The sequence below is a fragment of the Bacteroides sp. genome, assembly GCF_052357945.1.
Classification (GTDB): Bacteria; Bacteroidota; Bacteroidia; order Bacteroidales; family Bacteroidaceae; genus Bacteroides.
Map to the genome: position 1 here is coordinate 17,866 of NZ_DAWCXD010000008.1, position 22,514 is coordinate 40,379.

The following is a 22,514-nucleotide window of genomic DNA, read 5'->3' on the forward strand; positions in this document are numbered from 1 at the left end:
AAATCTGAAGAAAGAAATCAGTGAACAATGCCATCTTATTGGATTACAAATCCAACAGTTTCATCAATTCAGCAGCCCGACACGCTTCTATCGAATTACCGACAGAGAGTTTCTCCAAAATATTCTGGCGGTGTCGATTGACTGTATTCACACTAATATAAAGGGCAGCTGCAATTTCTTTACTAGATAGTCCTTTACGTATACAGCGAAGTATTTCCTTTTCGCGTTCGGATAGGATATTGCGATGTTCTTCCGAAAGAAAGAGCATTTCGACTTCTCCACGTTCCATATGGGTAATAGTGGGATATATCCCCTGCTCCGTTCGTTGATCTGCAGACAAGGTATAAAGACAAAAAATCAACCATACACTTCCGGAAGGAGTATTTTCCATAATCTGCACTAAATTATCAATATACTGATAGACTCCTTTCTCATTCATCATACGTATTCTGCATCTTCCCCGGTACTTCAACCGTTCTTCGGAAGACATCGAAAAGGTCTTCTGAAAAAACTGATACTCCAATAACCGCTTTTCTACCAAGTCTTCAGGATGAATACGCCGATAAATACAATCTTCATCCATAGAATCAATCACACTTAAAGCAGCTTCTTCGGGAGTCAACCCTAGAAAATGCGCCCAAGGATGAACGGCAATGTAACTTTTCCTATTCGAAAGATCTGAAATAACAGCACATCCACCATTAATCTCCGTCAATGAATGAATAAAGCGTTGATGTTGCTCTACAACTCCATTGTCCAATATTTCATCGGCTATCAGTTGTGTCGCATAAACTTCATCTATTTCCTTTTGTAATACGTCCATCTTATAAAATGGTTATTATTCAGTATTGTTGCACACGGAGGTATGACCTATCTTTGCACCACAAAGATAAAGATAATCAAATTAGAAATGATCATGAAACATTTAAAAATCAAAATCATGTCAATAGCCTTTATGGCAGTAGCAACTTCTTCTATGGCACAAAGTTTGAATAAGATGAACTGGCTGAACGAGCCTCAACAGTGGGAAATAAAAGATAGCAAAACCTTAGTGATGGATGTTCCTGCAAAAACAGACTTTTGGAGGATTTCTCATTATGGATTCACAGTGGACGACGGACCTTTCTATTATGCGACTTATGGTGGAGAATTTGAAGCCAAAGTAAAGATAACCGGCAACTATGTCACCACCTTTGACCAAATGGGATTAATGCTGCGCATCGACCATGAGAACTGGATAAAAGCAGGTGTGGAATACGTTGATGGCAAACAGAATGTAAGTGCCGTAGTTACACACCGAACCAGTGACTGGAGTGTAGTACAATTGCCGGATGCTCCCCGCTCTATATGGATAAAAGCAGTCCGTCGCCTGGATGCAGTAGAAATATTTTTCTCACGTGATGATAAAGAATATATTATGATGCGCACTTGTTGGTTGCAAGATAATTGTCCTGTCATGGTAGGATTAATGGGAGCTTGTCCGGACGGGAAAGGGTTCACCGCTACATTCGAAGAATTTAAAGTGACTCCATTAGCCGATCAACGAAGACTGGAATGGGCAAAAAGGCAAATGAACAAATAAAAATCAGTCCTGATGCTATTTATTTAAATAGAGAGAAAGCTCTTTATACTATAAATATGGTAGTATATCTTACTTTAAATGTTCTATTTTTAATATGATGAGTATAAATAGCATCACACGGATTTCCTCTTCCAGCAGTTCTGTTGTATAAAATAATGCAAGAATATACAGTTTCAGAGGAGTTTTTTACATAAAAACAGTCAAAAGATACACTATAAATAAACTTATTGACAATCGTTTCTTTAAAAGGAATAACCAGTTCCTTTTAAAGAAACGACTCATTGATCGGTGAGAAACACTTTATTCCTTTAAAAGGAGCATATAAAACTTTATTTTAAGTGCTATCCCAGAGCTAACCTACACCTGAAACAGCCAACACTCCACATATCAATTTGAGACAAAACAAAGGTAAGTTCTATACATCTATTCCATAAAAGACACAGACTAAAACAAATTATTCCAAAACGCAATCGATTTATTTCTTTTCTAAATTCGAAAACAGCAAATCCTTCTCATTTTCAACTCATACCTAAATATATCCTGCATATATGGAATTATGCAACGATAAAATATATGTTTTCTCATATTATCGCCAAAACCGTATATACTTATCTTTCTCACGATCCAACGCACCTTCATCGACACAATCATCCAACCGGAACCATGAATGTTCTATCAATGAGCCTCTCTTTTTAACAGACTTATCCCAGTTTCCTATCACTTGTCCTTCATGAAGAACAATCGGATAAAACAGACCATTATTGGTAAATGCTTTCGAGTAGTGCTCTTTAGGCAAAACGTCTGTCCGGTCTTTATAACCAAGCAAATATTCATCATAAGAAGGAAGAAGATGTAAACTGCCGGTAACTTTTCCACGAGTCCGGCAATCTTCATGAATATACCATGTTTGTCCATTCCATTCTTCTGCCGTTAATTCCGAATCAATCAAATAAATAGCTTGACGTGCATCTGTAATAGGCAGCCCCGACCACCAGACAAAATCTTGCAAAACAGCAGGAGCATGGCTACGAAAATAGCTTCTAGCCAAACGAGCCAAAGATTCATCTTTGGTCAATTCCGGCATCGGCGGAACACGCTCTTCCAAAAGCGCATACGTACATTTACTTCCTTTATCTTCCCCACTACATACAATCCCCACCTGCTCCGCACGAGCCATAAAGCGGGTCATACGATGATTATCCGCTACAATCCCCGAACGGTTAAAATGCTCGGCAATCTCCTGCCTCGTCAAGCTTTTCTTCCCACAAAGAATTTTCTCCAACAGATTATGACTTTTCGTATAGAGTTCTTCAGAAATTTCCAAGTCATGCCCTTTCGCATAAGACTCATTAGCAGATATAATACGCCCGGCGGAAAGTTTCAACATCCATCGGATATCTTCTGCTGCTACGAGATGCCATGTCGGACGCATTACATGAGTCCGCAGGATTTCACCATCACGGAGAGCTTTTTCCACTGTCTGAATCGTTGCCGACTTCAAACGCATCCCTACTGCCCATTTCACCATAGAATAATTCTGTGCCTGCATAGCTCCCATCCAGGACACAAGTTCCTTTGGTTGAGAAAAAAGAGGACTTAATAACTGTTGATTAAGTAAACGTATATTCGGTATTTTCATTTGCTCCCTTTTAAATATAATTGTAATTCGTCACCAATATAGCATTTATTTTAAATACAATTGTAATTTCTTGAGATTTTATCCTCTACTTCAAATACGATTGCAATTTCCCCATTCCAAATTTTCTATTGTTTTTCTGACTTTATAACTGCATATATACCAATTTATGTCTATTTTTGTCATCTCAAACCAAAGAAAATAGAAATGATGCTCTATAAACTCATCCCTCCTTCAGTAGTAACAGCAACTATCCAGTTGCCGGCTTCTAAAAGTATCAGTAATCGTGCATTAATCATCAATGCGCTGGGCAAAGGTATTTATCCTCCTGAAAACCTGTCCGATTGTGACGATACGCAGGTGATGATAAAAGCTCTCACAGAAGGGAAAGAGACGATTGACATCATGGCTGCGGGCACTGCTATGCGTTTCCTTACCGCCTATTTAAGTGTGACTCCGGGGGAACGGACAATCACAGGAACAGCCCGTATGCAGCAACGCCCGATACAGATATTAGTCAATGCGCTTCGGGAATTAGGAGCTGAAATAGAGTATGTCCACCATGAAGGATATCCTCCCTTATGTATCAAAGGTGCAGAGTTGAAAGGAAATGAAATAACCTTGAAAGGAAATGTAAGTTCCCAATATATATCTGCTCTATTGATGATAGGTCCGGCACTCAAAGACGGTTTGACTTTGCATTTAAGCGGAGAGATTATTTCCCGCCCTTATATCAATCTTACATTGCAACTGATGCAGGACTTTGGAGCCAAAGCCGCATGGACTTCTCCCAGTAGCATTTCCGTTGCTCCACAACTCTATCAGAGCATTCCTTTCAAAGTGGAAAGTGACTGGAGCGCAGCTTCTTATTGGTATCAGATTGCCGCCTTATCTCCCAAAGCAGAAATTGAATTATTGGAGTTGTTTCCTAACAGTTATCAGGGAGATAGTCGGGGAGCAGAAGTTTTCTCACGCTTAGGTATAACTACCGAATTTACATCGCAAGGTGTGAAACTGAAAAAAACAGGCAAAGCGCCGGAAAGACTGGAAGAAGACTTTGTCGACATTCCGGATTTGGCACAGACATTCGTTGTTACCTGTGCCTTGCTGAATATCCCTTTCCGTTTCACCGGATTACAAAGCCTGAAAATAAAAGAGACTGACCGTATTGCCGCCCTGCGAGCCGAGCTTAAAAAGCTGGGATATGTGATCGAGGAAGAAAATGACAGTATATTAATGTGGAATGGCGAACGATGTGAACCGGAGGAAACTCCGGTGATTGAAACCTACGAAGACCATCGGATGGCAATGGCATTTGCACCGGCAATTATCCGCCATCCTAATTTACTTATTGCCGATCCGCAAGTCGTTACCAAATCATATCCCGGATATTGGGAAGATTTGAAACAGGCCGGATTTCAGGTTATAAACGAAGGCTAATTTTCATACGCTGTGGAAGATTTCAACAAATATACTTCCCACATCAACTACTCCCCTATTGTAGATTTTGTATTACAACAGGGGAAGCAGACCTATTATAAGAAAGGAGACTACTTTTCCCGCCAAGGAGAAGTATGCAAAACAATGGGATTCGTCAGTTCCGGTTCTTTCCGGTACTGTTGCACCAACAGTGTAGGCGAAAACAGCATTGTAGGCTATACTTTCGATCATTCTTTTGTTGGTAACTATCCGGCGTTTCAGTTACAGGACAAATCAAATGTAGATATACAAGCCTTGTGTGATTGTTCGGTATACGTAATCAATTATCAGCAAATGGCAGACTTCTACGATACCAACGGCGTTCACCAAAAGTTAGGACGTCGCATCGCAGAAACGTTATTGTGGGAAGTCTACGACCGGATGATTTCAATGTACAGCCTGACACCGGAAGAACGCTATCTTGAAATTATCAACCGTTGTCCCGACTTACTGAAATTGATAACTTTAAAAGAACTGGCTTCCTATCTTCTCATTCGTCCCGAAACATTAAGTCGTATCCGAAGAAAAGTCGTACAAAAATAAATTCTTGATTTCAATCAAGAGTTTATTTATTCCCTACCCTTACTTTTGCGGGCAAACAAAGTATATTGTATTTCATGAAAAAAATTATAATTATAGGTGCAACTTCCGGCATCGGTCGTGGATTGGCAGAAGTCTATTCTCAAGAAGATTATCTTATCGGCATTACCGGTCGCAGGGAAAATCTATTAGAAGAGGTATGCGCCCGGGACAAAGACAAACTATTCTATCAAGTGTGCGACATCACCGATACACAAGCTACCATTTCATCCCTCGAAACTCTCACTCAAAAGATGGGTGGAATGGATATATTGATTATCTGTGCCGGGACCGGAGAACTAAACCCCGAACTCTCCTACCAATTGGAAGAACCTACCTTACTAACGAACGTGATAGGATTCACCAACATCGCAGACTGGGGTTTCCGATATTTCGAACAGCAAAAAAGCGGGCATCTGGTTACTATTTCCTCTGTTGGAGGTACACGCGGCAGTGGCATCGCTCCCGCCTACAATGCGTCGAAAGCCTATCAAATCAACTATATGGAAGGATTACGACAAAAAGCAACTAAATCCCCTTATTCTATTTACACTACCGATATTCGTCCCGGATTTGTAGACACCGCTATGGCAAAAGGAGAAGGATTGTTCTGGGTTACTCCCGTTGATAAAGCTGTGAAACAAATTAAAAAGGCTATTTCTAAAAAGAAAAAAGTAGCTTTCATTTCCAAAAGATGGAGATATGTAACTATCCTGTTTCGTCTGTTGCCATCTGCTATTTATTGCCAGATGTAAAGTTCTGCCTGTTCGCCACCTCTCTATATTATAGTAAGAAAAGAAACTTTCGTGAATTCTACAACCTGGCAAGAGAGATTATCTGCACAAATTCACTATATTTACAAAGGTTTCAATAAATATACTCCCCGTATCAACTATTCCCCTATTGTGGATTTTATGTTGCAACAGGGAAAACCAACCTATTATATAAAAGGAGAATACCTACGAAACATAATTGTATCAAATGCCTGAAAAGCAACGGGCTATTTTTATGACCATAGCTGCCGAGGAAAAGGCTAAAGCTATATCCAGCAAATACCATTTGATGTCTGCCAGTTCTATAAAATATGAAGTTTGAAAATACTATTGCAGGATTAACCATACCTTCGCCACTACTATAACACAGTAAGATACTATATTGAAAAACTGAAAGTTACGAAATATACTTCAGAAAAGGGTAACTGGTTAGTAATGCACTATCTGCTCCAATTTGTAATATATCAGATATACTCACTACAAATTTTGGTGCGGTTGCACTAGATATTTACTTGAACACTTTGATATATGTATTATTTTTATTAAGTTTGTACAAAATGAAAATAATGCATATTAAAAAGAAAGGAGTTGCATTACTTGCTATTATTCTCATCAAAACTATAATGATAAAATATGTATCAGATTTTATCGTTTCAATTTATTCACCAAAAAAACAAAACAATGAAAGCACATCTACAATTCAAAGACTTATGTATTATACTACTTATGATCATAGGCGGTATGTTTATCAATAGTTGTAGTCAAGAAAATCCAGTCATGGAAAAATTCTCACTCAATAATACACAGATTCAGACAAGAGCAGAATCTTCATGGCATTGGAGATGTCCCAAATGTGGATTTCTTAATGCAGGATGGCAATTCGAATGTACTGAGTGTCATTCAGCTTATAGTCCATTACATGGAGATTTAATAATTACCTTCTATGATATAATATCTGATGCTATTCACTATTCTACTACTATTGGGGGGATAGGTAATGAAAGTCTGGATCGTATCATAGAATTACCAACTTTTATTATCCCTATACCCGCTGCAAAACCTTGGTATGAAACTAGTAATTCACTTACATATTATGAAGCTCTCAAAACAATAAATTACTATGCATCACAAGAATATGCTGAAGGCGTGGAATTTGGTTGGTACAGGACAGTGCGGATATTATATCCTAAACTTACAAATATTTCTAGTTTAGACTACGCTTATGATAAATGGTCAGTGGGTGCCGGACGAGAGCTAAGAGGAAAAAATGGAACTGGAATAAAAGATGGAACTAAGGCTGCCATTAAGGCATTTAAAGCATATCGCTAATTCATAAATATAAAAACAAAAGCTGCTCATATGATGTTGAACAGCTTTTGTACAAACTAAATGAATTCAATATGAAAACAATAATAAGAATATTACCTATACTTATTCTAAATTTACTATTGGCTAGTTGTCATACTGCTGAATCAGTTGCAAAAGTAAGTGATAGTAAGTCTATGATTCTTTATCAACAAGCTTTGGATGCATTGGAAAATCATAAATTTATCATTGAGGCGACCGAACTATACTTGCCGATTTCAAAAGTTTCTATAAAATCATCTATCGGAAGTTATATCTCCATGTTAGGACAATACGCTATAATCAATTTCACTCCTGATGTTTTTCCTGGCGATCCATGGCCGTACCTAAAGATAGAAGATACTGCAGCCGAAATAAAAACTGCGAAAATTAAAACAAATGGTGATCTTCAGTTCGACATGAAAATAGAGGGAAATCAAGAATGGTTAAAAAGAAGAATTCTGATTACTGTGTATAAAAATACCAACCAATGTTTTGTGCAGGTTAATGATCGTGCCGGAACTAATATAATTAATTTTAGGGGAAATATTTACACTAAAGCCGAATGAGGAAAAGGCGTGTTTTATCGAAGTATGTTTCGGAGAACTAAATCCCGAACTATCCTACCAATTGGAAGAACCCACCTTACTAACGAACGTGATGGGATTCACCAACATCGCAGACTGGAGTTTCCGATATTTCGAACAGCAAAAAAGCGGGCATCTGGTTACCATTTCCTCTGTTGGAGGTACGCGCGGAAGTGGCATCGCTCCTGCCTACAACGCGTCGAAAGCCTATCAAATCAACTATGTGGAAGGACTACGACAGAAAGCAACTAAATCTCCTTATTCTATTTACACTACCGATATTCGTCCCGGGTTTGTAGACACCGCCATGGCAAAAGGAGAAGGATTGTTCTGGGTTACTCCCGTTGAGAAAGCTGTGAAACAAATTAAAAAGGCTATCTCTAAAAAGAAAAAAGTAGCTTTCATTTCCAAAAGATGGAGATATGTAACTATCCTGTTTCGTCTGTTGCCATCTGCTATTTATTGCCAGATGTAAAGTTCTGCCTGTTCGCCACCTCTCTATATTATAGTAAGAAAAGAAACTTTCGTGAATTCTACAACCTGGCAAGAGAGGTTATCTGCACAAATTCACTACCTTTGCAAAGGTACTCTATCAACAGACCCATAAAGAATTACAATTACTACACTAACCGATTGACAATATCGAACTTGAAACAAAGGTATATATGAATACTGATTTCGTAAACTTAACAACAGAAAATCTTTCTAATGAGCATTTATGTTGCCTTATCCGCAGCAAAAAGTCTCATCCTGGTATTGAAGCAAAGCGACAATGGCTTTCCGACCGGCTGAATGAAGGCCATGTCTTTAGAAAGTTAAATGCAAAAGCTACAGTCTTCATGGAATATGCCCCTCTTGAAACAGCTTGGGTTCCCATCATCGGTAACAACTATTATTATCTGTATTGTTTATGGGTCTTAGGCAGCCCCCGAGGAAACGGATATGGGAAAGCATTAATAGAGTACTGTATAGCTGATGCCAAAGAAAAAGGTAGATACGGCATTTGTATGCTTGGGGCAAAAAAACAGAAGAGCTGGCTTTCCGACCAATCATTTGCAAAGAAATTTGGTTTTGAGGTGGTTGACACTACTGATAACGGATATGAATTGCTTGCTCTTTCTTTTGACGGAACAGTACCGCAATTTGCGCCAAATGCCAAGAATCTGAAAATAGAAAGTGAGGAACTGACGATTTATTATGATATGCAATGCCCCTATATCTATAAATACATTGAAATGATCAAACAATATTGTGAAACAAATGATGTCCCTGTTTCTTTTATTCAGGTAGATACGCTACAGAAAGCAAAAGAGTTACCGTGTGTTTTTAATAATTTTGCTGTATTTTATAAAGGAAGTTTTGAGACTGTGAATTTGCCAACTATCGACTATTTAAAAAGAATACTCAAAAAATAAGAAATACAATCCTGACCTTTCCCATTAATTATCAGGATTGTATTTTATCAGCTTCATTAAAAGGACTTCTCATTTGCCATCTTCCACATATTGAGAAAAGAGGCTTTGGTGATTTCTACGACCTTATCCCAATTCAATCGGTCGGCATGATCGGAAGGCTGGTGATAATCAGGATGCCCGTCCGTATGATACCAGATGATCGGAATACCTACTTTGGCAAACGAACCATTATCACTTCCTCCTATCGGATTTTCCCAGGCGCGGTAATCCGGTTCCAATTGCAAACCGTATTTTCTGATATCCTCTTTCAACCAATCCCCAAAGACCGGGTGGGCGGATGTATAGAAATAAACGACCTGTTTGGGTTGTTGAGGTTTGTTGTTACGGCCAATCATGTCAAAGTTCAGATAGCCTTTGATTTGAGACAGGAAAGGACAAGTTTGTACAAAATATTTTGAGCCAAGCAGTCCTTTTTCTTCTCCATCCCAAAAAGCAAAGATTACATTTCTTTCGGGTTGCTGTCCACTGGCTAAAAAGGCTCTTGCTATTTGCAGCACTGCCGATACACCGGAAGCATTATCGTCAGCACCATTGTATATTTGGTCGCCATCGAGTGCAGGATCAATACCTAAATGGTCGAAATGCGCCCCCACAATCACATATTCTTTGGTATTTTTACCAGGAATCATTCCCAATACATTCCTCATGGAAAGCTTCTGATGAACTTCCTGTTTCAGTTTAACTATGGAATCAGGATGCACTTCCAGACGTCCTTTTTTCTGACGTTCTTTACGGTAAGCATCAAAAGGCTGGAAATAGCTGTCAGCCAAAGATGATACTCCCATCCATTGTAATAAAAAAGCAATATACTCCGAGGTCACACGTGAACCATGAAAACCTGCCTCACGGCCTTGCAATTCATCACTAGCCAAAAAGTTGATAGTAGCTTCGGCAGAGGAACGGTTGATACTCTGCAACCCTTTTTCTACGTTAGTTTGGGCAGATAACAACAATGAAAAATTACACAAAAAAGAGAGAAGCAGAATGTTTTTCTTCATGATCTATATAAGATTTAAGAAACAATCGTCCATACTTTACTTATTTTCAACTATCCAGTTTTTATCATTCAAGATATTTCTATTACAATCATCTGCTCCCGGATTATCATTAAAAGAAATCCGATATTGCCGGGGAGGAGTCGGATAATAAATAGCAGGTTCCAGCACTTGCCCCAAGGAATCAAACAGTGTATTCAAGGCATCCTCATCCAATTGATTCGAGTGACAATAAAGATGTTCTAACAGACTTCCTTGCGGTACCATTAAACGAGTTAGCTGATTATGTTCACAACGCAATTCACTAATATTAGAGTTATCGGACAGATCAAGTTCGATCAATTTGTTGTATGAGCAACTTAATTCCCTTAAAGAAGGGCAACATTTCAATATATCAGTAATTGATTGGAAAGCACATCCTTGTATCAATATCGCAGAAATTGAAGTCTTCTCGTTCAATTCCAGATGTGACAATACTTCATTAGAACTCAAATCAATATCGCGCAATGCCGGCAAGCTTTTAAGGGAAAGGGAAGAAAAACCATTATAAGAACAATATAAACTTTCCGCTTCCGGATGACTACCAAACTCTATTGAAGTCAATTTGGGATTAGAATAAACTTGTATAGATCGCAATCGGAAACAATCCTCAATCTCCAAATGCTCCAAATCAGTGAAACTACCGATATTAATACTTTCCGCATTAGGACAGAAGGTATTCAAGTCCAATTCGCGAGTATCAGAAATGCTATTCAAAGCCAGTGATTTCATTCGCGGCATATTTCCCAAATAAAGATGACTCAAAGGAAGAAGCAAACCACTTATATCGATAAGCTGCAGCTCTTCAGCCCAAATCCTCACTTCATATAACCCTTTATTTCCATATCTATATACCACTCCGCCACTCATTGAAGAAGGATCTTCTATTTTCTGTATACGACCGTTTCCCCAATCTATCACCATTCGTCCCCCACTTGCTACAATGTCCAACTGCCGCCAGTCTCCTACAACATTCACTGTAAAGCGAATCGTGTTTTCATCTGTCAATGCCGGAAATTCAAAATCATCTCCAAACACTCTGTTATCCGTATCTTTACAGGCAGCAAGGGTAGTGAATAAGATAACCACCCACATACTCCGAACGAATAATATACTCTGTCTTTTCATCTTATATTTGAGTTAGTAACATACAAAAGTACGAAAGAAATAGATAGCATACACGATAGAATACAAATTTATAAGTAACTTTGCACAAAATTGATTGGTAACTGTTATATTGTCATGTGGATACTTATTATAAGTCTGGTGTTGCTGGGTGTCATTGCGCTGATAGCCGGAATTATCCGCAACAAAAGACTGCAAAAGAAAATAGAAAAGGGCGAACTGGACCGTATGCCGGAAGTGAAGGAAGTAGATGTGGAATGCTGCGGACAACACGAAGTATGCGAACGGGATAGCCTGCTGGCAGCTGTCAGCAAAAAGATAGAATATTACGATGACGAAGAACTGGACCAGTTCATTGGCAAGGCAGGAGATGCGTATACAGAAGAAGAAACAGAAATGTTTCGGGATGTATTGTATACGACACTGGATGTAGAAGTGGCCGGATGGGTACGTAGCCTTCAGCTCCGTGGCATTGAACTACCGGATGATCTCAAAGACGAAGTTTTTCTGATTATCGGAGAAAGAAGAAACATAGAAGTAAAAAAGGCAGATGACAGGTGATGTGATGGATTTACTACAATATACATTCTTTCAACACGCCCTATTGGGAAGTCTGCTGGCAAGCATTGCCTGTGGGATTATCGGTACATATATTGTAACCCGCCGCCTGGTATTTATCAGCGGAGGAATCACTCATGCTTCTTTCGGAGGGATCGGGTTAGGATTGTTTGCCGGAATTTCTCCGATACTCTCGGCAGCCGTATTCTCGGTATTATCGGCTTTTGGTGTCGAGTGGCTTAGCAGACGGAAAGATATGCGCGAAGATTCTGCCATTGCAGTATTCTGGACGTTAGGGATGGCACTCGGAATTATGTTCAGCTTCCTGTCGCCGGGATTTGCGCCTGACTTATCAGCTTACCTCTTCGGCAATATCCTGACTATCAACCAAATTGACTTATGGATGCTCGGCATATTGGCACTGATACTGACCGGATTCTTTTATCTGTTTATCCGCCCTATCGTATATATTGCTTTTGACCGTGAGTTTGCACGTTCGCAAAAGATTCCGGTAGAGATATTCGAATATGTGTTGATGATGTTCATTGCGCTGACAATTGTAGCCTGCCTGCGTATGGTAGGCATCGTACTGGCCATTTCTCTTCTCACCATTCCACAGATGACAGCCAACTTGTTCACTTATAGTTTCAAGAAGATTATCTGGTTATCAATTGGCATCGGTTTCTTGGGCTGCCTGGGTGGATTATTTATTTCTTATCACTGGAAAGTCCCTTCGGGAGCTTCCATCATATTCTTCTCTATCCTGATTTACGCTGTTTGTAAAATCGGAAAGAGTTGTTGCAGGAAAAAGTCATAATAATAGATAGTATATGGAAATCAAAATTCAATCACTGGAAAGTATCCATGAAGCAGCCCGTGAATTTATCGCTGCTATGGGCGACAACACTGTATTTGCTTTATACGGAAAGATGGGTGCCGGCAAAACGACATTTGTCAAAGCACTCTGCGAAGAATTGGGCGTAACGGATGTTATCACTTCTCCTACTTTTGCTATTGTCAACGAATACCGTTCGGACGAAACCGGAGAGTTAATCTATCACTTCGATTTTTACCGCATCAAGAAACTAAGCGAAGTGTATGACATGGGCTACGAAGACTATTTCTACAGTGGCGCTCTCTGCTTTATCGAATGGCCGGAACTGGTAGAAGAATTACTTCCGGGAAATGCCGTAAAAGTAACGATTGAAGAACTGGAAGACGGAAATAGAGTAATCAAACTATGACCGGACAATATATCGTACAAGGAATCTTTGCGCTAGCAGGAATCGTCTCCCTGTTGGCGTCATTGCTGAACTGGGACTGGTTCTTTACAACGCGCAACGCACAAACCATTGTCCGGAATGTAGGACGCAACCGGGCAAGGCTCTTCTATGGAATACTGGGAATTATCATCATTGGAATGGCTGTATTCTTCTTTGTGGAAACACGGAAAGCCATAGGAGGATAATATGTTTTTAAGAGAATCCTTTTGTTTTCTTCCCATTTTTTACTATTTTTGTATGAAAGGAGGATAGAAAAGTGAAAACAACCAATGAATATCTTACAAAAATTCGCCAATTCAAACAACAGTTTGCCGAGAAATATGGAATTATTTCTATTGGTATTTTTGGTTCTGTTGCCCGTGGAGAGCAACATGAAGAGAGTGATTTGGATGTTTTTGTTGAACTAAAGGATCCGGACCCTTTTATTATGTTTGATATTAAAGAAGAACTGGAACGTATATGTAACTGCAAAATAGACCTCCTTCGTTTGCGTAAAAACCTCCGTTCACTTATTTCCCAAAGAATAGCAAGAGATGGAATATACGCTTAAAGAAGAAATCCAAGACAAGTTTCTCCAAATATCAGAATCAATATCTATCATTGAAGAAAGGTGTAAGAACATTCAGAACGTAGATGATTTTTTGTTATCACCTTGGGGAATGACCATCTTAGACGCATGCATCATGCGAATCCAAGTAATAGGAGAAACGATTAAGGCTGTTGACGACAAAACACAAAAGAACTTTCTTAAAGATTATCCCCAAATTCCATGGGCAAAGGTTATTGGATTAAGAAATATCATTTCTCATGAATATGCTAACATTGACTACGAGATTATCTGGGTAGTCATACAAAAACATCTTCCTCCTTTAAAAGAAACAGTTGAACAAATTATAAAAGACTTATCATAGTAGTTGTCGTGACTTCATCTCCAGATACTTATTAATCACATCAATCGAAAGATTCTCCGGTGTAGTTAATAAAGAATAGATTCCATGTTGTTTCAAAGTAGATACAATCAGCCGCTTCTCGTAAGCGAACTTTTCTGCAATCACGTGACGATAGTAGCTTTCCGTATCTTTTGCCGGTTGGGCGATATATTCCTTCAAATCGACATCTTCAAAAAAGACTACGAGCAAACGGTGCTGGCGGTTTAGTTGTTTCAGGTAAGATAATTGACGGTTCATTCCTCCTATGCTCGAGAAGTTAGTATATAGTACCAGCAGGCTACGCTTACTGACATGTTTGTTCAAATGAACGCAAAGAGCCGAGAAGTCTGTCTCCCCGAAAGTGGTCTGCTGGCTATAAAGACTTTCCAGCAATGTCTGCATATATCCCGGTTGCTTGGAAGCAGGCACGAAAGTATCGAAGTGTTCATCGAAAGTCACTAATCCAGCTTTATCTTCTTTCCGCATGGCAACATACGAAAGCACCAGCGAAGCATTAATTGCATAATCTAGCAAGGTCATTCCACGGAAAGCTTGCTGCATCACTCTACCTTTATCGATCACATTATAAATCTGCTGTGAACGTTCGTCTTGGTACACATTCACCATAAGTTCATGCCGGCGGGCACTTGCTTTCCAGTTAATCGTACGGTAATCATCCCCCTTTACATACTCTTTAATCTGCTCAAACTCCGTATGATGCCCAACCCGGCGAATACGTTTTATTCCCAATTCTGTCAGGTTATCACTTATTGCCAGCAATTCATATTGATGGAGCATCAGATATGACGGGTACACTTTGATATCCAAAGATTCTGCACAAGTATAGCGCCGGGATATAAAGCCGATTTTTCCGGTCACAAAAACTCTGATATGACCGAAAGAGTAAACGCCACGATGAGTAGGTCGAAGACGATAGGTAACTGTTTTTCCCTCGTTTGCTCCAAGCTTCACCTGAAAGTCGACATCACGTTTCTGAAAGATAAAAGGGATCTCATCTATGATTTCTAAAGATACAGGATGCGGATAACTACTTTCTACTCGAATACTTACTTCATTTTCGTCGCCATTAGAGAAACGGTCGGCACACTGACGGAAAGCACGGATTCCACGAATACGATAAAGAGAATATACGTCTGCCAGTACCACCAAAAGCAAGACAAAGAGTGCCCACTGCCCGATAACAAAGAACGGAGCAAAAACATATCCGCTACCCAACAACAGGATAACCAGGACAAGGGCAATATAGAAACGACGAGTTAGAAACAAATAATTTATGAATTATAATTTATAATTTCTTGGATTTACGATTTCTTCAACTTACAATTTACAATTTACGTACAGTTTATAATTTACGATTTATGATTTCTTCGATTTATGTTATGAATAGGGTCAGACATCCAACGCGCAGCCCAAATCATAAATCAGAATTCATAAATCATAAATCTTTTCATTTCGGGACTTCCACTTTATCAATTAAGCGTTGTGTCACTTTCACCGGTGAATAGCCTTCCATTTCAGCTTCCGCAGTCAGGATCAGACGGTGCTGAAGTACATAAGGAGCTACAAACTTGATATCTTCCGGTGTCACAAAATCACGTCCCTGCAAAAGAGCATACGCTTTTGACGATTGCAGCATGGCTACAGATGCACGTGGAGAAGCTCCCAAATATACGGCCTTACTGGTACGGGTCTGCTGCACAATCAATGCGATATATTGAAGTAACGTGCGGTCTACAAATACCTGATTCATAAAAGCACGAAGCGACAGCAGTTCTTCCTTGGTAATAGCGGGAGTGATGTCGTCCAACTTCACCAATGCGGCATTGGTATGATGACGTTCCAAGATATTCACTTCCTCTTCCAATGAAGGATAATCCATCGTTATCTTCATCAGAAAACGGTCGAGCTGTGCTTCGGGAAGTTTGTATGTTCCCTCCTGCTCTACCGGATTCTGGGTAGCCAAAATCGTATAAAGATCTCCCATCCGGTGAGTCGTTCCATCAATACTGATCTGGCGCTCTTCCATTACTTCAAACAAGGCAGCCTGTGTTTTGGCAGGAGCACGGTTGATTTCATCGACCAATACAATATCCGCAAAAATCGGTCCCTGATGAAAATCAAAACCATTCGTTTTCATATTAAACACAGTCGTACCTAATACGTCACTCGGCATTAAGTCCGGAGTGAACTAAACACGACTGAAGTCTGCATCAATCAGACGAGCTGTCAGACGGGCCAACAGTGTCTTCGCAACTCCCGGAACACCTTCTATCAATACGTGTCCATTCGCCAAAATTGCCGTCAGTACCAAATCCACTGTCTGCTCCTGCCCTACTATGACGGAAGCAATCCGGTCTTTCAACTCTTGTATCTTCTCGGAAAAGAGAGTTAAATCTACTCGCTGTTCTGTATTCTCTTCCATAAATTTCTTCTTTAGATATGATTGATTATTTCATTCATTTTATCGATATATACCTTCATCTGCTCCGCATCAATAACACGTCCTCCGTAAATCACGGGTCTGACTTCGCGGATAAATTTAGCAATCTCTCCGACATCCATTCCGGTTTTTCGGGCAATCCGGTGGAAAGAGCGTTCATCGTCGGCCACTTCTTCAATATCCACTTGAATCTCTCTCCGAAGTTCTTCGGCTAAATAGGAAAACTTCTTGCGAACTAAATCCGCATGGTCTTTCTTCTGAAAGTAAAGCGTGCCTATCAGTTCGGTAAATTCAAGAGATTTATTGGCCGGCTCGTGAATAACAGGGATCACCCGTTGCCGCCTCTTCGCTGTGAATATCATAAAGAGTATGATGGTAATCATCGTCAGATACAAAGCCCAACGAAGCGGTTCATGTGCAAGAAAATAACGGAAAGGTGATTGCTGCACCTGTGCAGTTTCTTTCATGTACCCCTCCGTGCGAACGATAGGAAGCTTCCCCATCTGCGACAACAAACGGAAGATATAGGTTGCATTTTTGCCGTCCAACATTCCGTAATTGGTAAAAATCAAAGGAGTGGAAACTAAAATAACTTCTCCTTTCCCCCACCGACGGGACATCGCTACAGGCATATAAACAAGACTATCCGTTGTCAACGAGTCCATCTCTGTTTCATACCGGAACTCATTCGACTCAAAAACTCTTTGTGCCAACACCCTTTCCGGAAGTGAATCTCCCCAAAAATAAGAGGAGCATAACTGGGGATAAAAATAGAAAGTCTGACGGGGATAAACCGTCGAATCTCCTATCCAATGCAAGCTATCTTTTTTCAAAAATGAAGTTGCATATTTCTTCAAAGCCATCGGACTGAAGTAAGAATAGTAAGACCTGAACTGCAAGGTATCTTCCAAATACCTGCCGAACAAGGTACTCACCAACATGATCTTATCTCCGCGTTCCGCCATTTTCAACAGAGCGTTTACATCGACGTCCGACAATCGCAAATTATCAGAGATAACCAATATACCTTTGCGTTGCGTCGTATCTTCCTGCTCCAATTGATAGAGACTCTTCCTCGAAAAAGTGTACCCCTGTGGCAAAGAAGAAGACAACACACTATCGAACACTGCACATCCGAAAGGTTGCTCGTCATGATGTCCGAAAGTGGGCTTCCACACAAAATTCTTCGGCAAATGATATTCTATTGCAAACATGATGAATAGAAAAGCGACGATAAAAACAATGAACCAACGACTTCCTTTCATGAAACGCCTCCTTTCCCTATTTCTTCTTGCAAGGCCTGCATTACTCGGAAGAGTTCTTCCGTCGCCTCAAAGTTGCCATAACGTACCCGCAGGAAATGATTGGTCAGTTGCCTGAAAGCCGGTAGCCGGACTTCATTGATATACTGGGTAGGCGTTTTATAAAGTTGCCAGTCAATACGTTCAGCGTCACTAAGTTGTTTCAAAGTTTGCAGATAGAGCAAACGTACTGCTTCCCGGTAATTCTGACAGGAAAGCGCTTCCGCAATCCCTCCCGGAAAATCTACTCCGTAAATGGTGTCTTCTTCAACTGTATAAGACAACGCATTTTTATGCGAGACCATAAACAATTCCGGGCGTTTCCGATAGACAAACCAAACAATCAGCAACAAAAGAAGAATGGCAATACATACCAGGATAAGCCCTGAATACTCTTCAGCAAAATGGCTGCCGAATATTTTGCGCAACAACTCCCCAAACTGTCGGCTGATCCACTCAAAGACATTCATCTCCGGAGTAATCAGTTCACGGTTATAGTTGTATGCCGGATCAGACTGCCAGAGGGCAATCTGCGCCGTATCACAAACTAGTGTATCAGCCGGGGAAGTAAGATTCATCTAGTGGAGGTTTGGTTTAGAGTTTATCAAAATTGTCAATATCACTTTCTACCGTTATGCTGTCCACCACTTCCGATGCATGACCATACTGATAAACCAGACCGACGATACCGAATATAGCCGATAAGTAAGAACCATACAACATCAGGATAGAGAACAAATATTGCGCAAAGTTCAGTCCGACTGATGAAGAGGTTGCACCTCCGTCACTCATCGTAAAGATCATTTTTACAATATAGATCACATACCAGGGTATAGAAACGATTCCTTGTAACACACTGGCAATAATCCCCATCACAATTAAAATTAGAAAGACGCCTCCCCAAGTAGCAAATCCCAACCGGAATGTTTTTGCAAATGCCTCACCCAACGAAATGTCTTCAAATAAGTAGATGGGAGCCATTAATGCCAAAGGAACCATAAACGCGAATAAAAGCGGGATGGTCAGAATGAGTGTGAAAGGTGTCAATACAGCCAATAAGACAATAAAGATCACCGCAAAGATGAATAAAAAGCTGCAGGCGATCCCCATCAAAAACAGTCTTTTAATATTACGGAGCAACAACGATTTTATATCGCCGAATACAACCCCGTTCAGGCGTTCTTCCCGTTCATTATACAATCGTACCATCGCATAAATCAAGGAAGTCATCAACAAAGCTCCCAAACATGAAAAAAAGATAACTCCTGCATAATTCAGTGCAAATGAAGGTCCCAGAGCAGCTAAAGGATTATCACTTATTCCTCCGGACGCCTGCATAGCAGTAATATCTGTCATACTTCCCATTAAACCGCTAAAGTTTGCGGCTTGAATTAAGCATATAGGGAGTATCAGATAAGTTGAATACTTAAACAATTGTTTCCAATTCTCTTTTATAAAATCAAAAGAAGCGTTCAACTTCTCACCGAAAGGACGTTTCACATACATCGCAATCTTAGGTTTCTGTGATTCCATGTTTTTTTCTATTTGGTAAATAAATATAGTAGAATATAATAAATGCCAGAGAAGTGAATATCACGCCAAGCCTCAATACATCGGGAAGTTCTGTGTGCCGGGTAAGAAAACCTTCTATAAAGCCTGCCATAATGAATACCGGAACAGTGCCGATCACTATTTTCAAGCCTCGTTTCGCTCCTCTTCTGAAAGATTCCAGTCGGGAATAAGTGCCGGGAAACAGCCAGCCGTTGCCCAAAGCCAATCCGGCGGCACCGGCTACGATAATCGCCCAGATTTCAAGCGTTCCGTGCAACCAGATGGCAAGACTGGATTCCCACAACAAATCGTGTTGATAAAAGAATGTTTGAAAAGCTCCTACCATGATACCATTGGAGAGAAGCATATACCCTGTGCCGAAACTAGTCAGCAATCCCATGGCAAAGCAGTTGAAAGATACCATCACGTTATTAAGTGTAATGCCCAAGAACATCGGTACTTCGGAAGAACCATTATATACGGCCATCGGCTCACCATTGGCAATATTGTCGAGTGTCATATCCACATAACCGTTTCCCAATATCAGCCGGACAAAATCCGGATCATTCGCTGCTGATAATACGCCGATTAATGCGCTGGCAACAAAAATCAAAAAGGAGGTCAATAATTCGCGCCGTGCATCGTGCATGGTTCGTGGCACTTCCTGTGTCCAGAAGGTAATAATCCGTGTCCACTTCTCGCGTTTATTGCGGTAGATTTCGTTGTGCAACGCTGAAGCCAGATTATTCAGATAAATAGTAATACGGGAAGTTGGGAAATGTGTTTGGGCAAATGCCAGGTCAGCTGTCAAGTCCGTATACGCATCGGCCAGTTGGTCGGGGGACAGACTTGCCGCCCGCTCCACAACTTTCTCTGTCTCCTTCCATTTTTCAATGTTCCGACGAATAAACGTTACTTCTTTCATGCTTTTCAATAGATTTCGGATAAGTTTTGTCCGAAACCGGAAGCAAAAATAAGAGAATTATGATATATTTGCAACGGAATCCTAAAAATGTTTAACCTGAAATGGCAGAATCTACGATAATAACCGGACAATTCGTTCGTATCAGCCAAACGCCCGCCAGTATCGGCGAACGACTGATGGCTTTAATCATCGATTATTTTCTGATCGGGCTTTACATCTTGTCCACTATTACGCTCTTGTCTAAATTAAGTTTACCGTCAGGATTCAGTTTGTTCTTTTTTCTGTGCGTCGTTTATTTACCGATTCTCGGTTATTCTTTTCTTTGCGAAATGTTCAATCACGGACAGAGCTTTGGCAAAAAACTCATCAATATCCGTGTCGTAAAAGTAGACGGTTCTACTCCAAGCATCGGCTCTTATCTGTTACGATGGCTTCTTTTCCCAATTGATGGTCCCATCACAAGTGGCCTTGGACTTCTGGTCGTTTTATTGAATAAGAACAATCAACGATTAGGGGATCTAGCTGCCGGCACTATGGTGATTAAAGAGAAAAACTATCGTAAGATACATGTCAGCCTGGATGAATTCGACTATCTGACCCAAAATTATCATCCGGTATATCCCCAGTCGGCTGATTTATCTCTCGAACAAGTGAATGTAATTACCCGGACTTTGGAATCCGGTGAGAAAGACCGGGCAAGACGTATCACGGCACTTGCCAAAAAAGTACAGGAATTGCTTTCCGTTACTCCCCGTGAGGGTAATCAAGAGAAATTTCTTCAGACGATACTTCGCGATTATCAGTATTATGCATTGGAAGAAATATAACCAGAATACGCTGTTTCAGACTATTCAGGCAAGGGATTATTCTCACTGTAGTGAGAATTAATTCTCATCGCAATGAGTATTTTTTCTCATTGTAGTGAGAACTTTTTCTCATAGGCATAAGAATGTTTGAGAAAAAGCACCGCACAAAAAAGGGGTATACTCACAGAGCACACCCCTTATCTTAATTTTATCTGCAATGAGACCGGACGTCGTTTAGTCCACCTGTCCCAGAGAGTTTCCGTATTCCATTTCTCCCTGAACCACAAAGAGGACTTCTTCAGGATCGTATTCCCCTATTTCATCCTTTTTGGCTTCTTTTACAATGTAAGCCACAACCTCTTCCAAATCGATGTTGACATAGCCGTCTTCATCGGGTTGAGCGTCGAGAATGCCACTTTCAGAGTAATACTCGTCGATTAAATCGAGAAAATAATACAATTCATCGTCTGAGAACTTCTCTTTCAGTTCTTGAGGCAGATAGTTTTTGATAAACTCGATGGTCTTTTCGTCATCGGCATCTGCTAATAAAAAATCGTCTTCCAGTCCCATTTTTTTAAGTATTAAGTGATAAGTATTAAGTATTATCGACTATAAAAGCTTCTTCACCTTTTCTGCGAATACCGGTTTGCCAACTGCACCTACCTGTTTGTCTACTATCTCACCGTTCTTGAAAAACAATACAGTAGGAATATTACGGATACCATATTCAGCAGCCATATCACCATTTTCGTCTACATCGCACTTACCGATGATTACTTGTCCTTCAAACTCCGCAGCCAATTCTTCAATGATAGGAGCCACCATCTTACAAGGGCCACACCAAGGAGCCCAAAAATCAACAACAACCGGTTTTCCTTCTGCAAGAACCTCTTTATAGTTGCTGTCTGTAATTTCTAAAGCCATTTTTTTAAGTATTAATTATTAAATGTTATTTCGTTAGCTTATTCGCGCCACAAATATAATCAATTTGTTCCAATTGGCGCTCATCTATTTTAGTGTTTTATGATAGAACAAGAAGCATTTATAATAAAAGCCATAACATACCCGAAAAGCTTCTTAACGTTC

Annotated in this window: 25 protein-coding genes and 3 pseudogenes; 16 read left to right on the forward strand and 12 right to left on the reverse strand. The window is 40.2% G+C overall.

What is annotated here, in order from left to right; all coding sequences use genetic code 11:
* Positions 1-43: 43 nt before the first annotated feature.
* Positions 44-823 (reverse strand): response regulator transcription factor, encoded by a 780-nt coding sequence (locus ACT8YW_RS03620; protein ID WP_074559156.1) that lies wholly within the window; start codon positions 821-823, stop codon positions 44-46.
* Between the two features lie 87 nt (positions 824-910).
* On the opposite strand from ACT8YW_RS03620, the gene ACT8YW_RS03625 reads away from it, so the two are divergent.
* Positions 911-1,582: a DUF1349 domain-containing protein gene (locus ACT8YW_RS03625; RefSeq protein ID WP_181884944.1), complete on the forward strand. Its 672-nt coding sequence runs from the start codon at positions 911-913 to the stop codon at positions 1,580-1,582.
* A gap of 586 nt (positions 1,583-2,168) precedes the next feature.
* Here the strand turns inward: ACT8YW_RS03625 and ACT8YW_RS03630 are convergent.
* Positions 2,169-3,221: a winged helix DNA-binding domain-containing protein gene (locus tag ACT8YW_RS03630; RefSeq protein WP_008650113.1), complete on the reverse strand. Its 1,053-nt coding sequence runs from the start codon at positions 3,219-3,221 to the stop codon at positions 2,169-2,171.
* Positions 3,222-3,428: 207 nt separating this feature from the next.
* On the opposite strand from ACT8YW_RS03630, the gene ACT8YW_RS03635 reads away from it, so the two are divergent.
* The 8 genes and pseudogenes from ACT8YW_RS03635 to ACT8YW_RS03670 all read left to right on the forward strand — a co-directional run bounded on the left by ACT8YW_RS03635 (position 3,429) and on the right by ACT8YW_RS03670 (position 9,395).
* On the forward strand, positions 3,429-4,658 hold the full coding sequence (locus ACT8YW_RS03635; protein WP_444104066.1) for a 3-phosphoshikimate 1-carboxyvinyltransferase: 1,230 nt from the start codon (positions 3,429-3,431) through the stop codon (positions 4,656-4,658).
* Positions 4,659-4,670: 12 nt separating this feature from the next.
* A complete protein-coding gene (locus ACT8YW_RS03640) occupies positions 4,671-5,240 on the forward strand; it encodes a Crp/Fnr family transcriptional regulator (RefSeq protein ID WP_444104044.1) in 570 nt (189 codons plus the stop codon).
* A 74-nt stretch (positions 5,241-5,314) separates the two neighbouring features.
* Positions 5,315-6,031 (forward strand): SDR family NAD(P)-dependent oxidoreductase, encoded by a 717-nt coding sequence (locus tag ACT8YW_RS03645; protein WP_444104045.1) that lies wholly within the window; start codon positions 5,315-5,317, stop codon positions 6,029-6,031.
* Positions 6,032-6,130: 99 nt separating this feature from the next.
* Positions 6,131-6,235: pseudogene (locus ACT8YW_RS03650) on the forward strand (Crp/Fnr family transcriptional regulator); the annotation flags it as partial.
* Positions 6,236-6,730: 495 nt separating this feature from the next.
* The gene (locus ACT8YW_RS03655; RefSeq protein WP_444104046.1) at positions 6,731-7,378 is read left to right on the forward strand and encodes a hypothetical protein; all 648 of its coding nucleotides are present in this window, start codon (positions 6,731-6,733) and stop codon (positions 7,376-7,378) included.
* A gap of 71 nt (positions 7,379-7,449) precedes the next feature.
* Positions 7,450-7,962 (forward strand): DUF4251 domain-containing protein, encoded by a 513-nt coding sequence (locus ACT8YW_RS03660; protein ID WP_444104047.1) that lies wholly within the window; start codon positions 7,450-7,452, stop codon positions 7,960-7,962.
* A gap of 31 nt (positions 7,963-7,993) precedes the next feature.
* Positions 7,994-8,455: pseudogene (locus tag ACT8YW_RS03665) on the forward strand (SDR family NAD(P)-dependent oxidoreductase); the annotation flags it as partial.
* A gap of 190 nt (positions 8,456-8,645) precedes the next feature.
* A complete protein-coding gene (locus ACT8YW_RS03670) occupies positions 8,646-9,395 on the forward strand; it encodes a GNAT family N-acetyltransferase (protein WP_444104048.1) in 750 nt (249 codons plus the stop codon).
* 56 nt (positions 9,396-9,451) lie between these two features.
* On the opposite strand, the gene ACT8YW_RS03675 is transcribed toward ACT8YW_RS03670, so the two are convergent.
* Together ACT8YW_RS03675 and ACT8YW_RS03680 are read right to left on the reverse strand one after the other, a co-directional pair.
* Positions 9,452-10,453, reverse strand: coding sequence for a M28 family metallopeptidase (locus tag ACT8YW_RS03675; RefSeq protein ID WP_444104049.1), 1,002 nt, complete (start codon positions 10,451-10,453; stop codon positions 9,452-9,454).
* Between the two features lie 36 nt (positions 10,454-10,489).
* On the reverse strand, positions 10,490-11,617 hold the full coding sequence (locus ACT8YW_RS03680; protein WP_444104050.1) for a leucine-rich repeat domain-containing protein: 1,128 nt from the start codon (positions 11,615-11,617) through the stop codon (positions 10,490-10,492).
* A gap of 114 nt (positions 11,618-11,731) precedes the next feature.
* Here ACT8YW_RS03680 and ACT8YW_RS03685 point away from each other — a divergent pair, with 114 nt between their 5' ends.
* From ACT8YW_RS03685 to ACT8YW_RS03710, 6 genes are all read left to right on the forward strand, one after another.
* On the forward strand, positions 11,732-12,175 hold the full coding sequence (locus tag ACT8YW_RS03685) for a hypothetical protein (RefSeq protein ID WP_004299271.1): 444 nt from the start codon (positions 11,732-11,734) through the stop codon (positions 12,173-12,175).
* A 4-nt stretch (positions 12,176-12,179) separates the two neighbouring features.
* The gene (locus tag ACT8YW_RS03690; protein WP_004307944.1) at positions 12,180-12,989 is read left to right on the forward strand and encodes a metal ABC transporter permease; all 810 of its coding nucleotides are present in this window, start codon (positions 12,180-12,182) and stop codon (positions 12,987-12,989) included.
* Between the two features lie 13 nt (positions 12,990-13,002).
* Entirely contained in the window at positions 13,003-13,416 is a 414-nt protein-coding gene (gene tsaE / locus ACT8YW_RS03695; protein ID WP_004299267.1) for a tRNA (adenosine(37)-N6)-threonylcarbamoyltransferase complex ATPase subunit type 1 TsaE, read from the forward strand.
* Entirely contained in the window at positions 13,413-13,640 is a 228-nt protein-coding gene (locus tag ACT8YW_RS03700) for an immunity 17 family protein (protein WP_004299265.1), read from the forward strand. The genes tsaE and ACT8YW_RS03700 overlap by 4 nt, the downstream gene beginning before the upstream one ends.
* 71 nt (positions 13,641-13,711) lie before the next feature.
* A complete protein-coding gene (locus ACT8YW_RS03705; RefSeq protein ID WP_004299263.1) occupies positions 13,712-14,005 on the forward strand; it encodes a nucleotidyltransferase family protein in 294 nt (97 codons plus the stop codon).
* Entirely contained in the window at positions 13,989-14,366 is a 378-nt protein-coding gene (locus ACT8YW_RS03710) for a HepT-like ribonuclease domain-containing protein (protein WP_004299262.1), read from the forward strand. Before ACT8YW_RS03705 ends, ACT8YW_RS03710 begins: the two co-directional genes overlap by 17 nt.
* Here ACT8YW_RS03710 and ACT8YW_RS03715 read toward each other — a convergent pair.
* From ACT8YW_RS03715 to ACT8YW_RS03740, 6 genes and pseudogenes are all read right to left on the reverse strand, one after another.
* Positions 14,361-15,671 carry a DUF58 domain-containing protein gene (locus tag ACT8YW_RS03715; protein WP_444104051.1) on the reverse strand — a complete coding sequence of 437 codons (1,311 nt, stop codon included), beginning with the start codon at positions 15,669-15,671 and terminating at the stop codon, positions 14,361-14,363. The genes ACT8YW_RS03710 and ACT8YW_RS03715 overlap by 6 nt on opposite strands.
* A gap of 181 nt (positions 15,672-15,852) precedes the next feature.
* Positions 15,853-16,827 (reverse strand): annotated as a pseudogene (locus ACT8YW_RS03720) (AAA family ATPase).
* Between the two features lie 11 nt (positions 16,828-16,838).
* Complete coding sequence (locus ACT8YW_RS03725) at positions 16,839-18,110, reverse strand: DUF4350 domain-containing protein (RefSeq protein ID WP_444104052.1); 1,272 nt, start codon at positions 18,108-18,110, stop codon at positions 16,839-16,841.
* On the reverse strand, positions 18,107-18,724 hold the full coding sequence (locus tag ACT8YW_RS03730; RefSeq protein ID WP_444104053.1) for a DUF4129 domain-containing protein: 618 nt from the start codon (positions 18,722-18,724) through the stop codon (positions 18,107-18,109). Before ACT8YW_RS03730 ends, ACT8YW_RS03725 begins: the two co-directional genes overlap by 4 nt.
* A gap of 16 nt (positions 18,725-18,740) precedes the next feature.
* Positions 18,741-19,679, reverse strand: a complete 939-nt coding sequence (locus ACT8YW_RS03735; RefSeq protein ID WP_004326239.1) for a hypothetical protein — start codon at positions 19,677-19,679, stop codon at positions 18,741-18,743.
* A complete protein-coding gene (locus tag ACT8YW_RS03740) occupies positions 19,660-20,622 on the reverse strand; it encodes a stage II sporulation protein M (protein WP_004306579.1) in 963 nt (320 codons plus the stop codon). The genes ACT8YW_RS03735 and ACT8YW_RS03740 overlap by 20 nt, the downstream gene beginning before the upstream one ends.
* Before the next feature lie 101 nt (positions 20,623-20,723).
* Between ACT8YW_RS03740 and ACT8YW_RS03745 the strand changes: the two genes are divergently transcribed.
* Entirely contained in the window at positions 20,724-21,449 is a 726-nt protein-coding gene (locus ACT8YW_RS03745; RefSeq protein ID WP_444104054.1) for an RDD family protein, read from the forward strand.
* 213 nt (positions 21,450-21,662) lie between these two features.
* Here ACT8YW_RS03745 and ACT8YW_RS03750 read toward each other — a convergent pair whose 3' ends face one another.
* Together ACT8YW_RS03750 and trxA are read right to left on the reverse strand one after the other, a co-directional pair.
* Positions 21,663-21,998 (reverse strand): hypothetical protein, encoded by a 336-nt coding sequence (locus ACT8YW_RS03750; protein WP_004306577.1) that lies wholly within the window; start codon positions 21,996-21,998, stop codon positions 21,663-21,665.
* 39 nt (positions 21,999-22,037) lie between these two features.
* Positions 22,038-22,352 carry a thioredoxin gene (gene trxA / locus ACT8YW_RS03755; protein ID WP_004306576.1) on the reverse strand — a complete coding sequence of 105 codons (315 nt, stop codon included), beginning with the start codon at positions 22,350-22,352 and terminating at the stop codon, positions 22,038-22,040.
* Positions 22,353-22,514: the final 162 nt, after the last annotated feature.

Bases quoted from the DNA above. Each gene is read 5' to 3' on its own strand.
- ACT8YW_RS03620 (WP_074559156.1), bottom strand. From the start codon at position 823: ATGGACGTATTACAAAAGGAAATAGATGAAGTTTATGCGACACAACTG.
- ACT8YW_RS03625 (WP_181884944.1), top strand. From the start codon at position 911: ATGATCATGAAACATTTAAAAATCAAAATCATGTCAATAGCCTTTATG.
- ACT8YW_RS03630 (WP_008650113.1), bottom strand. From the start codon at position 3,221: ATGAAAATACCGAATATACGTTTACTTAATCAACAGTTATTAAGTCCT.
- ACT8YW_RS03635 (WP_444104066.1), top strand. From the start codon at position 3,429: ATGCTCTATAAACTCATCCCTCCTTCAGTAGTAACAGCAACTATCCAG.
- ACT8YW_RS03645 (WP_444104045.1), top strand. From the start codon at position 5,315: ATGAAAAAAATTATAATTATAGGTGCAACTTCCGGCATCGGTCGTGGA.
- ACT8YW_RS03655 (WP_444104046.1), top strand. From the start codon at position 6,731: ATGAAAGCACATCTACAATTCAAAGACTTATGTATTATACTACTTATG.
- ACT8YW_RS03660 (WP_444104047.1), top strand. From the start codon at position 7,450: ATGAAAACAATAATAAGAATATTACCTATACTTATTCTAAATTTACTA.
- ACT8YW_RS03670 (WP_444104048.1), top strand. From the start codon at position 8,646: ATGAATACTGATTTCGTAAACTTAACAACAGAAAATCTTTCTAATGAG.
- ACT8YW_RS03675 (WP_444104049.1), bottom strand. From the start codon at position 10,453: ATGAAGAAAAACATTCTGCTTCTCTCTTTTTTGTGTAATTTTTCATTG.
- ACT8YW_RS03680 (WP_444104050.1), bottom strand. From the start codon at position 11,617: ATGAAAAGACAGAGTATATTATTCGTTCGGAGTATGTGGGTGGTTATC.
- ACT8YW_RS03685 (WP_004299271.1), top strand. From the start codon at position 11,732: ATGTGGATACTTATTATAAGTCTGGTGTTGCTGGGTGTCATTGCGCTG.
- ACT8YW_RS03690 (WP_004307944.1), top strand. From the start codon at position 12,180: ATGGATTTACTACAATATACATTCTTTCAACACGCCCTATTGGGAAGT.
- tsaE (WP_004299267.1), top strand. From the start codon at position 13,003: ATGGAAATCAAAATTCAATCACTGGAAAGTATCCATGAAGCAGCCCGT.
- ACT8YW_RS03700 (WP_004299265.1), top strand. From the start codon at position 13,413: ATGACCGGACAATATATCGTACAAGGAATCTTTGCGCTAGCAGGAATC.
- ACT8YW_RS03710 (WP_004299262.1), top strand. From the start codon at position 13,989: ATGGAATATACGCTTAAAGAAGAAATCCAAGACAAGTTTCTCCAAATA.
- ACT8YW_RS03725 (WP_444104052.1), bottom strand. From the start codon at position 18,110: ATGAAAGGAAGTCGTTGGTTCATTGTTTTTATCGTCGCTTTTCTATTC.
- ACT8YW_RS03730 (WP_444104053.1), bottom strand. From the start codon at position 18,724: ATGAATCTTACTTCCCCGGCTGATACACTAGTTTGTGATACGGCGCAG.
- ACT8YW_RS03735 (WP_004326239.1), bottom strand. From the start codon at position 19,679: ATGGAATCACAGAAACCTAAGATTGCGATGTATGTGAAACGTCCTTTC.
- ACT8YW_RS03740 (WP_004306579.1), bottom strand. From the start codon at position 20,622: ATGAAAGAAGTAACGTTTATTCGTCGGAACATTGAAAAATGGAAGGAG.
- ACT8YW_RS03745 (WP_444104054.1), top strand. From the start codon at position 20,724: ATGGCAGAATCTACGATAATAACCGGACAATTCGTTCGTATCAGCCAA.
- ACT8YW_RS03750 (WP_004306577.1), bottom strand. From the start codon at position 21,998: ATGGGACTGGAAGACGATTTTTTATTAGCAGATGCCGATGACGAAAAG.
- trxA (WP_004306576.1), bottom strand. From the start codon at position 22,352: ATGGCTTTAGAAATTACAGACAGCAACTATAAAGAGGTTCTTGCAGAA.